The sequence below is a fragment of the Pseudomonas sp. ATCC PTA-122608 genome (assembly GCF_001952855.1).
Lineage (GTDB): Bacteria > Pseudomonadota > Gammaproteobacteria > Pseudomonadales > Pseudomonadaceae > Aquipseudomonas.
On record NZ_LPNO01000053.1, the window covers coordinates 208,234 to 221,126 of the forward strand.

The following is a 12,893-nucleotide window of genomic DNA, read 5'->3' on the forward strand; positions in this document are numbered from 1 at the left end:
GCGGCACAGGATAACGCCTGCGGCCCGCCAATGGAGGCTTTGCCGTTTCACAGATGCACGACGGCCAGGTCCAGGCGGCCGTAATCGTTGTCGCTGTGTTCGTTGCGGGGCGGAACATGGTGGGTTTTCATAACCTGGTCGCCTTGCAGCGTTTCCAGGTGGATATCGAACCCCCACAGCCGGTGCAGGTGCTTGAGGACCTCTTCAGTGGACTCTCCCAGCGGTTTGCGGTCGTGCTGCTGATGGCGCAGGGTCAGCGAGCGATCGCCACGTACGTCGATGCTGTAGATCTGCACGTTGGGTTCGCGGTTGCCCAGGTTGTACTGCGCGGCCAGGGTTTCGCGGATGGTGCGGTAACCCGGCTCATCATGGATCGCCGGCACCAGCAGGTCGTCCTTGAGGTCGTCATCCATGATGCTGAACAGCTTGAGGTCACGAATCACCTGAGGTGACAGGTACTGCAGGATGAAGCTTTCATCCTTAAAGCTGCTCATGGCGAACTTGATGGTCGACAACCAATCGCTGCCGGCAATCTCCGGGAACCAGCGGCGGTCTTCTTCGGTGGGGTGTTCGCACATGCGCCGGATGTCGCGGTACATGGCAAAGCCCAGCGCATACGGGTTGATGCCGCTGTAATAAGGGCTGTCGAAGCCCGGTTGATAGACCACGCTGGTATGGGACGTCAGGAACTCCATCATGAAGCCGTCGGTCACCAGGCCTTCGTCGTACAGGTCGTTCATCAAGGTGTAGTGCCAGAACGTGGCCCAGCCTTCGTTCATCACCTGGGTCTGGCGTTGTGGGTAGAAGTACTGGGCAATCTTGCGCACGATCCGCACGATTTCCCGCTGCCAGGGCTCCAGCAACGGCGCGTGCTTTTCGATGAAGTACAGAATGTTTTCCTGAGGTTCGGCGGGGAAGCGCGCATTGTCCTTGTCGCTGTTCTTGCCGGCGCGTTTGGGTATGGTGCGCCACAGGTCGTTGATCTGCTTTTGCAGATGCTCTTCACGGTCCTTCTGGCGCAGCCGTTCTTCTTCGGCGGAAATCGGGTACGGGCGTTTGTAGCGATCGACACCGTAGTTCATCAGCGCATGGCAAGAATCAAGCAAGTCTTCCACTGCATCGATGCCGTGGCGCTCCTCGCACTGCATGATGTACTGCTTGGCGAACACCAGATAGTCGATGATCGAGCTGGCATCGGTCCAGGTGCGGAACAGGTAGTTGCCCTTGAAAAAGCTGTTATGCCCGTAGCACGCATGGGCTACCACCAGTGCCTGCATGCAGATGGTGTTTTCTTCCATCAGGTAGGCAATGCACGGGTCGGAGTTGATGACGATTTCGTAGGCCAGGCCCATCTGGCCGCGAGTGTAGGACTTTTCGGTGCTGAGGAAGTGTTTGCCGTAGGACCAGTGGTGATAACCCAAGGGCATGCCCACGGAAGCGTAGGCGTCCATCATCTGTTCGGCGGTGATCACTTCGATCTGGTTGGGGTAGGTGTCCAGGGCATAACCCGCCGCGATGCGGCTGATTTCCTTGTCATAGGCCTGGATCAGCTCGAAGGTCCATTCGGACCCCGTGGATATGGGTTGGCGCTTATGCTCTTTGGCGGTCATGTCACTAACCTGCGCTGGAAGAGTTCACGGAAGACCGGATAGATATCGCCGGCCGAGACCAATTGTTGCTGGGCGAAGGTGTCAGCGAAGGCTTCGCTGATGCGCTCGTATTCGAACCACAGCGCCTGGTGTTCGCGCGGGGTGATTTCGACGTAGGTGTAGTACTGCACGAACGGCATGATCTGGTTGATCAGGATGTCGCGGCAAATGGGTGAGTCGTCGTTCCAGTTGTCGCCGTCGGAGGCCTGGGCGGCGTAGATGTTCCACTCGTTGGCCGGATAGCGTTCAGCCATGATTTCCTGCATCAGCTTCAAGGCGCTGGAAACAATGGTGCCGCCGGTTTCCCGCGAGTAGAAGAACTCCTCTTCGTCGACTTCCCGGGCGCTGGTGTGATGGCGGATGAACACCACATCGATCTTGTCGTAGTTACGCTTGAGGAACAGGTACAGCAGGATGAAGAAGCGCTTGGCGATGTCCTTGGTCGCCTGGGTCATGGAGCCGGACACGTCCATCAGGCAGAACATCACTGCCTTGGAGCTGGGATTGGGTTGCTTGACCAGCAGGTTGTACTTCAAGTCGAAGGTGTCGAGAAACGGCACGCGGTGGATTCGCGCGCTGAGTTTGGCAATTTCAGCTTCGATTTCCTGAATATCGCCGAAGTTGTCTGGCTCTTCGCGTTTCAGGCGCTCCAGTTCTGCCTTGGCATCCCGCAGTTTCGCGCGGCTGCTGCCAGACAAGGCGATACGTCGCGCATGGGCTGAACGCAGGGTGCGGATGATGTTGATCCGCGACGGATTGCCTTCGTTGCTGATCCCGGCGCGCACGGTCTTGAAGGTGTCGGTACCGGTCAGGTTGCGTTTGACCAGGTTGGGCAGTTCCAGGTCTTCGAACATGAACTCCAGGAATTCTTCCTGGGTGATCTGGAACACGAACTCATCCATGCCTTCGCCAGAGTTGCCGGCCTTGCCTGGGCCTTTGCCGCCCGCGCCGCCTTGAGGCCGCTGGATATGTTCGCCGCTGGTGAACTCCTTGTTGCCGGGATGCACGACAGTTTGTTTGCCGCCCCGGCCGTGGTGCAGCACCGGTTCATCAATGTCGCGTCCGGGAATGCTGATCTGTTCGCCATGCTCCATGTCGGTGATGGAGCGGCGGCTGACGGCCTCTTCGACGGCCTTTTTGATGTGGTCACGGTAACGCCGCAGGAACCGCTGGCGGTTTACCGTGCTCTTGTTCTTGCCATTGAGACGTCGGTCGATCACATAGCTCATGTAGGAGCCCTCCGGGCAGCTTCAAGTTACAAGCTTCAAGCGGCAAGCTGGAAGCTTAAAGACAAGCGGTCGATTGCCAGGCTGTCCGGCGTACCGGGAGCCTGGCATTGCACGCTTGTCGCTGCCTTACTGCGATTTGCGGACCCGCAAGTACCACTCGGAGAGCAGTCGTACCTGTTTGTCGGTGTAGCCACGCTCGACCATGCGAGTGACGAAGTCGTTGTGTTTTTGCTGATCCTCCTTGCTGGCCTTGGCGTTGAAGCTGATGACCGGCAGCAGATCCTCGGTGTTGGAGAACATTTTCTTCTCGATGACCACCCGCAGCTTCTCGTAGCTGAGCCAGGTAGGGTTCTTGCCGTTGTTGTTGGCCCGGGCGCGCAGCACGAAGTTGACGATTTCGTTGCGGAAATCTTTCGGATTGCTGATGCCGGCGGGTTTTTCGATCTTTTCCAGTTCCTCGTTGAGGGCTACGCGGTTGAGGATCTCGCCGGTTTCCGGGTCGCGGTATTCCTGGTCCTGAATCCAGAAGTCTGCGTACAGCACGTAGCGGTCGAAGATGTTCTGGCCGTATTCGCTGTAGGACTCCAGGTACGCGGTCTGGATTTCCTTGCCGATGAACTCGATGTAGCGCGGTGCCAGGTATTCCTTGAGGAAGCGCAGATAGCGCTCGCGGGTTTCAGCCTGGAACTGTTCCTGTTCGATCTGCTGTTCCAGCACGTAGAGCAGGTGTACCGGGTTGGCGGCGATTTCGTGCGGGTCGAAGTTGAAGACCTTGGACAGGATCTTGAACGCAAAGCGTGTCGACAGGCCGTTCATGCCCTCGTCCACACCCGCTGTGTCGCGGTATTCCTGGATCGACTTGGCCTTCGGATCGGTGTCCTTGAGGTTTTCGCCGTCATACACCCGCATCTTCGAGTAGATGTTGGAGTTTTCCGGCTCCTTGAGGCGCGACAGCACGGTGAACTGGGCGAGCATCTTCAGGGTGTCAGGCGCGCAATGGGCCTTGGCCAGGGAGCTGTTGAACAGCAGCTTGTCGTAAATCTTGATTTCATCGCTGACCCGCAGGCAGTACGGCACCTTGACGATGTAGATCCGGTCGATGAAGGCTTCGTTGTTCTTGTTGTTGCGGAAGGTGTGCCATTCCGATTCGTTGGAGTGGGCCAGCAGGATCCCGGTAAACGGAATCGCCCCCAGGCCTTCGGTACTGTTGTAGTTACCTTCCTGTGTCGCGGTGAGCAGTGGGTGAAGCACCTTGATCGGTGCCTTGAACATCTCCACGAACTCCATCAGGCCCTGGTTGGCCCGGCATAGTGCGCCCGAGTAGCTGTAGGCATCGGCATCGTTCTGCGGGAATTCTTCGAGTTTGCGGATATCGACCTTACCCACCAGCGCCGAGATGTCTTGGTTGTTCTCGTCACCGGGTTCGGTCTTGGCCACGGCGATCTGGTTGAGGATCGATGGATAGAGCTTCACCACCCGGAACTGGCTGATGTCGCCGCCGAACTCGGCCAAGCGCTTGGTCGCCCACGGCGACATGATGGTATTGAGGTAGCGCCGTGGAATACCGAAGTCTTCTTCGAGGATCGCGCCATCTTCCGTGGCGTTGAACAGCCCCAGGGGCGACTCGAACACCGGCGAGCCCTTGATGGCGTAGAACGGCACCTTCTCGATCAGTTGTTTGAGCTTCTCGGCCAGGGACGACTTACCGCCGCCGACGGGGCCGAGCAGGTAAAGGATCTGTTTCTTCTCTTCCAGGCCTTGGGCGGCATGGCGGAAATACGAGACGATCTGATCAATGCATTCTTCCATGCCATGGAAGTCTTCAAAGGCCGGGTAGCGACGGATCACCTTGTTCGAGAAAATTCGCGACAGTCGCGAATTGGCTGCGGTGTCCACCAGCTCCGGCTCGCCGATCGCCAGCAGCAGGCGTTCAGCGGCAGACGCGTAGGCGCTGCGGTCCTTTTTGCACAGTTCGAGATACTCCTGAAGCGAGAGCTCTTCCTGGCGGGTGGACTCGAAGCGTTGTTGGAAGTGGCTAAAAATACTCATGACGTCGTCACCTCGCTCGATACGTGGAGCCGACGCCGGATCAATCAGTCGATGCTGGCAGCCATTGGTGGACACCAATGGCCGTTTTCCCCCCAGAACACCCTGAAACGCTACCGATGACCCGCACGCCGGTGTACCGGCTCTCCCCTGTTTTGGATGGCCTGCGCTTAAGGATAGTTCGGAATCAGGGAGGTCAAGGCGCGATACGAAATTAGTTTGGCCGCGCCGTTCGTCAGAAACGGCGCGAGGCCAAGCGTCACGCGGGGTAGCGGGGTTTGAAAAAAATTATTGCGCGTCGCCTGCGGCAATTTCTGCAGGATAGGTCGCACGCCATAGCTCAAAGCCACCGTCGAGGCTATACACGTCGGAGAAACCCTGGCTCACCAGATAGGCCGCCGCGCTTTGGCTGGAGTTGCCGTGGTAGCACGCCACAATCACTGGCGCGTCGAGGTCGGCGGCACGGATGAAGTCGGCGATGTTGTGGTTGTCCAGATGCTGGGCGCCACTGATGTGGCCGGCGATGTAGGTGGGCTGGTCGCGGATGTCGACAACCACCGCGCCTTGCTCGCGCAGGGCCTGGGCTTGCTCGGGAGGGATGCGTTTGAATTCAGTCATGGCGGGATCCTTTGGCCTGTATGAAAGCGCAGCTCAGCGCTTTGCCGTGGCCTGCTGTTGTTCGGGAATGGGGGCTTCGCACTGGCAGCTCACGCGCTCGCCGGTGTCGATGTTCATCAGGGTCATCGCGCCGCCCCACACACAGCCGGTGTCGAGGGCGAATACGCCTGGTTCATCACATTTGCCTTCCAGAGCTGCCCAGTGGCCGAAGATGATCTTCGTTTCACGGGTCTTGCGTTCCTTGTGGGCGAACCAGGGCTTGTAGCCGGGCAGCGCGGTGTCGGCGCCTTCCTTGCTCTTGAGGTCCAGTTTGCCTTCGGCGGTGCAGAAGCGCATGCGCGTGAAGTAGTTGGTGATCACCCGCAGGCGGGCGACGCCGGTGAGTTCGTTGTCCCACTTCACCGGATCGTTGCCGTACATGCCATCCAGGTAAGCCGTGTACAGGTTGTCATCGGCCAGGGCGGCTTCGACTTCGCCGGCACACTTGAGGGCTTTCTTCAGCGTCCACTGGGGTGGAATGCCGGCATGCACCAAGGCCATGTCACGGCTCTCGTCGTAGTGCATGATTTTTTGCCGGCGCAGCCAGTCAAGCAGCTCGACGCGATCCGGAGCCTCGAGGATTTCCCGCAGGGTATCGCCCTTTTTCAGGCGTTCGATGTTATTGCCGGCCGCCAGCAGGTGCAGGTCATGGTTGCCCAGCACACACACCAGGGAGTCGCGCATGCCATAAAGGAAGCGCAGGGTTTCCAGGGATTGCGGGCCACGATTGACCAAGTCGCCTACCAGCCACAGGCGATCCTTGGCTGGATCGAAGGCCACGCGGTCGAGCAGGCACTTGAGCGGTTCCAGGCAGCCTTGCAGGTCACCGACGGCATACGTCGCCATCAGTGCAGGGCTCCGGGGACCGCGAGGCGGAACGGGGCGATGACGGCGTCGAAGTGTTTGCCGTCCTCGGCGAGCATCTGGTAGCTGCCTTGCATGTTGCCGACGCGGGAGGTCATGACCGTGCCGCTGCTGTAGGTGTGGCTCTTGCCGGGGGCGATCAGCGGTTGTTGGCCGACCACGCCGGCGCCGCGGACTTCCTCGACCTGGCCGTCACCGTCGGTGATGACCCAATGGCGCGACAGCAGCTTGGCAGGCAGCTCGCCATTGTTTTGCACGGTAATGGTGTAGGCGAACGCAAAGCGGTTCTGCTCGGGTTGCGATTGTTCCGCCAGAAAGCGGGTGACGACGCTGACGTCGATCTGATAACGAGGATCGGACATGCAAGAGGCCTTAAAAGCAAAAGCGGGGGAACAGCGGATGCCGATCAGTCTAGGCCAAGTGGTGGGCACTAGGCCAGACATGCTGTCTGGCCGTGCCCGACTCTACTTTATTCGGCCGCTGGCGCAGGCTGAATGGCGAGTTGGTCAGCCAGGCGCACGAAGGCGGCCAGGTCCAGCTGCTCGGGGCGCAGGCTGCCGTCGACGCCGGCGGCTTCGATTTCAGCGTTGCTGAGCAAAGCCTTCAACGTATTGCGCAAGGTCTTGCGGCGTTGGTTGAACGCTTCGCGCACCACGCGTTCCAGCAATTTATGATCTTTGGCCGGGTGCGGCAGTACCGCGTGAGGCACCAGGCGCACGATGGCGGAGTCGACCTTCGGCGGTGGGTTGAACGCCCCCGGGCCGACGTTGAACAGGTGCTCTACGCGGCAATGGTACTGAACCATGATCGACAGGCGACCCCAATCACCACCGCCAGGACCCGCGGCCAGACGCTCAACCACTTCCTTTTGCAGCATGAAATGCATGTCGCGGATGATGCCGGCGTTGTTCAGCAGGTGAAAAATCAGCGGGGTGGATATGTTGTACGGCAGGTTGCCGACCACCCGCAGGCTGTTGGGCGCCGCATTGAGGCTGGTGAAGTCGAACTTCAGCGCATCGCCTTGGTGCAGGTTGAAATTGGGCATGCCGGCGAACTGCTGGTTGAGGATCGGGATCAGGTCCTTGTCCAACTCAACCACGTCCAACTGGCCGCCGCTCTTCAGCAGGCCTTGGGTCAGGGCGCCCTGGCCCGGGCCGATTTCCAGCAGGCGGTCTTCGGGCTTGGCATGGATGGAGCGCAGGATGCGATCAATCACGCCAGCGTCGTGCAGGAAGTTTTGCCCGAAGCGCTTGCGCGCCCGGTGTTGGTAATGCTCAGTCATATACGGGTCTCGGCCATCTGATAGGCGGTTTCCAGGGCCACGTGCAGGCTGCCGGTATCGATCTTGCCGCTGCCGGCGAGGTCCAGGGCGGTGCCATGGTCGACGGAGGTGCGGATGATCGGCAGGCCCAGTGTCACGTTGACGGCGGCGCCGAAGCCTTTGTACTTCAGCACGGGCAGCCCCTGGTCATGGTACATCGCCAGCACTGCGTCGCAGTGCTCCAGATATTTGGGGGTAAACAGAGTGTCGGCAGGCAATGGGCCGCGCAGGTCCATGCCCTCAAGGCGCAGACGCTCCAGGGTTGGTTCGATGATGTCGATTTCTTCATGGCCCAAGTGGCCACCTTCACCGGCGTGGGGGTTGAGCCCACAGACCAGGATGCGTGGTTGGGCGATGCCGAATTTCTGTTGCAGGTCGGCGTGCAGGATGCGTGTCACACGCTCCAGTCGCTCGGGGGTAATGGCGTCGGCAATCTCGCGCAGGGGCAGGTGAGTGGTCACCAGCGCCACCCGCAGGTCACCGGTTGCCAGCATCATCACCACTTGTTCGGTATGGGTCAGCTCAGCGAGGAATTCGGTATGGCCCGAAAAGGCGATCCCGGACTCGTTGATCACACCCTTGTGCACCGGGGCGGTGATCATTCCCGCGAAATCCCCGTTGATGCAGCCTTGGCCGGCCCGTGTCAGGGTTTCCAGGACAAAGGCAGCGTTGGCCTTGTTCAGTTGCCCGGCGACGACCTTGGCCTGTAGCGGGGTATCCCATACGTACAGGCTGTTGGCTGGCGCCGGCAGATCAGGCCAGTTGCCCGGGCCGACCGACAGCAGATCGACGGCCACGCCCAACTGCGCGGCCCGCTCAAGGAGCAGGTCGCGGCTGGTAATGGCAATCAGGGGATGTGGCTGGGTGTGCGAGGCGAGCAGCAGGCACAGGTCAGGACCAATGCCGGCCGGCTCGCCGGGTGTCAATGCGAAACGCTTGGGTTTCACTGGGCTGCCTGGTCGGTGCCTGTTTGGTCGGCGCCAGGAAGCTTGTTCTCTACGTAGGCTTCGTCACGGATCTGACGCAACCACGTTTGCAGCTCTTCGTCGTATTTGCGGTTACGCAGTACGGTCAGGGCTTGTTGCTCGCGGGCCTGGGCGGTGTTGTCAGTGGCGCGACGGCCAAGGACTTCCAGCACATGCCAGCCATATTGGGTCTTGAACGGCTTGGACAGGACGCCTTGCGGAGTCTTGGCCATCACGTCCTGGAACTCAGGCACCAGTGCTTTCGGGTCGATCCAGTTCAGGTCGCCGCCGTTAAGCGCCGAACCCGGGTCTTCGGAATAGCTCTTCGCCAGTTCGCCGAAGTCTTCGCCCGCTTCGATGCGGTCATAGAGCTTCTGGGCCAGTTCCTTGGTTTGGGCTTCGGTACGGATCTCGCTTGGCTTGACCAGGATGTGACGAACGTGAACTTCGTCCTTCATCTGGGCTTCTTCGCCACCGCGCTTGCCGAGCAACTTGAGGATGATGAAACCGCCTGGCGTACGGGCAGGCTGGGTGATGCCACCGACTTCCATGGCGCTCAGCTCGCGGTCGAACGGTGGTGGCAGTTGAGCGGCTTTACGCCAGCCCATGTCACCGCCTTCAAGGGCGTTGTCGCTGCCGGACTGGGCAATGGCCATCTGAGCAAAGTCAGCGCCTTGCTTGAGCCGGTCATAGATAGCCTGGGTTTTCGCTGCGGCAGCATTGAGCTGTTCAGCGTTGGCGCTGTCTGGGGTAGGAACCAGGATGTTGGCCAGGTGCAGTTCTTCGGAAAGCTGCATCTTGCCAAGGTCAGAGGCCAGGAAGTTCTTCACTTCCTGCTCGGACACCTGAACCCGCTCGGCCACACGGCGCTGACGCACACGGCTGATGATCATTTCACGGCGAATCTGGTCACGGGCGTCCTCATAGGACAGGCCATCGTGAGCCAGGGCGGCGCGGAACTGATCAACACTCATGTTGTTGCGCTGGGCGATGGTGCCGACAGCCTGGTTCAATTCTTCGTCGCTGATACGGATGCCGGAGCGATCGCCGATCTGCAATTGCAGGTTTTCAACGATCAGGCGCTCAAGCACCTGCTGGTCCAGCACGCTGGTCGGCGGTACGCCGCCGCCACGCTTGGCGATAGTTTGCTGAACTTCCTTGACCCGTTGGTCCAGTTGGCTCTGCATGATCACGTCGTTATCGACGATGGCCACTACCTTATCCAGCGGTTGAACCGCAGCGTGAGCTGCGGCAGTACCCAGGAACAGCGCGCCCAGCATCAGCGGGCGCAGACAATCAGAAAGCTTGGTCTTCACGTTCACGATAACCTTCAATGCCTTTGTCGAGGAAGCTCTCTACCTTGGCGCCGGTCAGGCCGCCGAGTCCTTTGAGGACAACTTGGAAGAAGAGCCCGTGGTCACCCTTTTCGTTCAGCGGGGCAGCCTGGGTGTATTCGTCGTTGGAGACCCAGTAACGGTTGATCACACGCAATTTCCAACAGCAGTTGTCGTACTCGAAACCACCAAAGGCTTCCAGGGTGCGGTTGCGGGCATAGTCATACTGCCAGCGGGTGATCAGGTTCCACTGCGGAATGATCGGCCACATCATCGAGAAGTCGTGTTGCTGGATTTTGTAGTAATCCTTCACGAAGTTGTCGGTGCCCGGAGTGCCATAGTCGCCGCCGAACTGCCACTTGCCGGTCGACTGGTTGTAGACGACCTGGTCATTGCGATAGCGGTAGCCGACGTTGATAACCTTGTTCGGGTTGTCTTCCGGCTGATAGTGGAACATCGCGCTGCCGGAGCGTGGGCTGTGGCTGTCGGTGTCCCAGTTATAGTCTGCAGTAGCGCGCCAGTCGCGGTTGAAGCGGAACTCGTAATCCAGTGCGATAGGCGAGACGTTCGAATGCGCATCGTCGCGGGTCTTGGCATCAATACCTGGCAACTGGACTTCGCGGTCCTTGAAGTACAGGGCCTGGCCGATGGAGACGCGTTGACGCTCGAAGCCGTTGTCCTGAATCCAGCGGCTGGTCACGCCGAGGGACAGTTTGTTCTCGTCGCCGATACGGTCGCTTCCGACGAAGCGGTTGTCGCGGAACAGCGATGAGTAGTTAAACGTTGTCTCGCTGGTGTCGAATACCGGAATGTCGGTTTGATCTTTCTCAGGTACATAGAGGTAGAACAAGCGTGGTTCCAGGGTTTGGCGATAGTTGTCGCCGAACCATTGGGTATTGCGGTCAAAGTAAAGGCCGCTATCGATACTGGCAATCGGTACTGCACGGTCCTCAGAGCTTTTGAAGCTCTCGCCAAGCGAGGAGGAACCAAGGCGATTGGTGACCAGGTCATTCTTGCCGATGCTGTCCAAGTCCAGATCGTACTTGGTGTAAACGTACTTCAATTTCGGCGTGATGAAACCGTAGGTCCAGTTCAGTGGCAGCGAGACGCTAGGTGCCAGGTTCAGGCGGTTACCGTTCGCACGGTTCAGGCCGGCTACGTTTTTATCGAGTCGGTCAGATGTAAGGCCGTCCTCGTCGGTAAACGTGCCGTTCTCAAGGTCTCGTTCGAACCTGACTGCCTCAGTCTCGTAGGCAAACTCCAGACCGGCTGGATGATATGGCAGCGTGCCGTTGAACGTGAGCTGGGGCAGCCTGTTGTAAGGCGTAATATTGGAGATAGTCGCCAACTGATAAGCCTGGACGTTCAATCGCGCCGTATAGCTGTCGCCGCGATAGCTTACGGAACCCTGTTGGTTGACGTATTCCTGGCTCTGAACGCCAATCTGGTACGACTTCAGGTCCTGGAAGTAATACGGGTCGCTGATCTTGGTGTAGTCGACCTGTGTCAGCAGGCGTGAATCCAGACCGCCCTTGTGCTGCCAGTTGAGCATGTAGCGGGTTTTTTCGTAGTCGGTCTGGTTTTTGCGCTCGTCGTTATCATCGTTCAGGTACGCGCCGCCAAACTGCCCTTCGCTGGACTTGGTGAGGTAGCGGAATTCGCCTTCCATCAACATGCCGCGCTTGGTCATGTATTGCGGGTACAACGTGGCATCGTAGTTCGGCGCCAGGTTGAAGTAGTACGGCGTAACCAGCGTGAAGCCAGTCTCGCTGCCGGTGCTGAAGCTCGGCGGCAGGAAGCCGGATTGACGACGGTTGTCGATCGGGAAGTAGATGTACGGCGTGTAAAGGATCGGAATGTCCTTGACCCGCAACGTCACGTTGGTCGCCGTACCGAAACCGGTCGCCGGGTTGAGCGTGATGTTGTTGCCCTTGAGCTGCCAGGCGTTGCTGTTCGGCTCACAGGTGGTGTACGTACCGTCCTTGAGACGGATGATCGCGTTCTCGGCACGCTTGGCGTACAGCGCGTTGCCGCGGATGCGCGATTTGTGCATCACGTATTCGGCGTTGTCGACCTTGGCCGCGCCGGTGTCCAGTTGGACTTCAGCGTGGTCGCCCACCAGCAGGGCGCCGTTGTCGCGCAGACGGACATTGCCGTTCAGCTCGCCACGGTTCTCGGCCTGGTAGAGGTTGGCCTCGTCGGCCTCGACCTGCATGCTGCCCTGGCGCATGACGACGTCACCGGCAAGGGAGGCAACTTGCTGTTCCTGCTCGTAACGAGAGACCTTGGCGCCGATGAAAGTCGGTGCGTCGCTCTTGTTCGTCTTGTCGTTCATGCCAGGACGGATCGGCTCGATGTACGCGCCGGAGCAGTACGGGCCGGTTTCGGCCAGTTGCGCAGCGGTGAGCTTCTCGCGAGGGACCCAGTCCAGATGGCTGTAGTCGGCGCTGCGCGAACGCAGGCCGCGGCCCTTGGCTTCGGTGACCAATGTGGTCTGCGGCACGGCCTCGGCAGTGCCAGCAGACTCGCCTTGCGGCGTGCCATTGGCGGAGCTGACGGCACTGCCGTCATGCACCGGGCGCGGTGGCAGCGGGGCTGCGGCCGTCTTCGGCGCGCAATCCCAGGCACCCGAAGCAGAGACTGAGCAGTCATACTGTTCCGCGGCGACCACGAATGAGGTGGCGAAAGGTTGCATGGCCAGCAGACTGCCGGTTACCAGCAACGGAAATTTTCTACGAAACGCGGGGGATTTCAATGCCATCTTATTAGTCCGGGCTTCCTGCGTGCCATCTGCCCGCGGTGTGGGCCGCACGCCTCTCGATGGTCTG

The 12,893-nt window shown here is 59.6% G+C and carries 10 protein-coding genes; all 10 read right to left on the minus strand.

Features of this window, described 5'->3' with window-relative positions:
• Window positions 1-47 precede the first annotated feature (47 nt).
• The 10 genes from AU074_RS30625 to AU074_RS30670 all read right to left on the minus strand — a co-directional run bounded on the left by AU074_RS30625 (window position 48) and on the right by AU074_RS30670 (window position 12,826).
• A complete protein-coding gene (locus tag AU074_RS30625) occupies window positions 48-1,610 on the minus strand; it encodes a SpoVR family protein (RefSeq protein WP_076017893.1) in 1,563 nt (520 codons plus the stop codon).
• On the minus strand, window positions 1,607-2,878 hold the full coding sequence (locus AU074_RS30630) for a YeaH/YhbH family protein (protein ID WP_003211000.1): 1,272 nt from the start codon (window positions 2,876-2,878) through the stop codon (window positions 1,607-1,609). Before AU074_RS30630 ends, AU074_RS30625 begins: the two co-directional genes overlap by 4 nt.
• A gap of 126 nt (window positions 2,879-3,004) precedes the next feature.
• Entirely contained in the window at window positions 3,005-4,927 is a 1,923-nt protein-coding gene (locus AU074_RS30635) for a PrkA family serine protein kinase (protein WP_003210999.1), read from the minus strand.
• A gap of 285 nt (window positions 4,928-5,212) precedes the next feature.
• Window positions 5,213-5,542 (minus strand): thiosulfate sulfurtransferase GlpE, encoded by a 330-nt coding sequence (glpE, locus tag AU074_RS30640; protein WP_003210998.1) that lies wholly within the window; start codon window positions 5,540-5,542, stop codon window positions 5,213-5,215.
• 33 nt (window positions 5,543-5,575) lie between these two features.
• Window positions 5,576-6,427, minus strand: coding sequence for a symmetrical bis(5'-nucleosyl)-tetraphosphatase (locus tag AU074_RS30645; RefSeq protein ID WP_076017894.1), 852 nt, complete (start codon window positions 6,425-6,427; stop codon window positions 5,576-5,578).
• Window positions 6,427-6,807 carry a Co2+/Mg2+ efflux protein ApaG gene (gene apaG, locus AU074_RS30650; protein WP_076017895.1) on the minus strand — a complete coding sequence of 127 codons (381 nt, stop codon included), beginning with the start codon at window positions 6,805-6,807 and terminating at the stop codon, window positions 6,427-6,429. The genes AU074_RS30645 and apaG overlap by 1 nt, the downstream gene beginning before the upstream one ends.
• A 107-nt stretch (window positions 6,808-6,914) precedes the next feature.
• Window positions 6,915-7,727, minus strand: coding sequence for a 16S rRNA (adenine(1518)-N(6)/adenine(1519)-N(6))-dimethyltransferase RsmA (rsmA, locus tag AU074_RS30655; RefSeq protein WP_076017896.1), 813 nt, complete (start codon window positions 7,725-7,727; stop codon window positions 6,915-6,917).
• Window positions 7,724-8,713, minus strand: a complete 990-nt coding sequence (gene pdxA, locus AU074_RS30660; RefSeq protein WP_076017897.1) for a 4-hydroxythreonine-4-phosphate dehydrogenase PdxA — start codon at window positions 8,711-8,713, stop codon at window positions 7,724-7,726. The genes rsmA and pdxA overlap by 4 nt, the downstream gene beginning before the upstream one ends.
• Entirely contained in the window at window positions 8,710-10,047 is a 1,338-nt protein-coding gene (locus AU074_RS30665) for a peptidylprolyl isomerase (RefSeq protein WP_371103567.1), read from the minus strand. Before AU074_RS30665 ends, pdxA begins: the two co-directional genes overlap by 4 nt.
• Entirely contained in the window at window positions 10,028-12,826 is a 2,799-nt protein-coding gene (locus AU074_RS30670) for an LPS-assembly protein LptD (RefSeq protein WP_076017898.1), read from the minus strand. Before AU074_RS30670 ends, AU074_RS30665 begins: the two co-directional genes overlap by 20 nt.
• Window positions 12,827-12,893 lie beyond the last annotated feature (67 nt).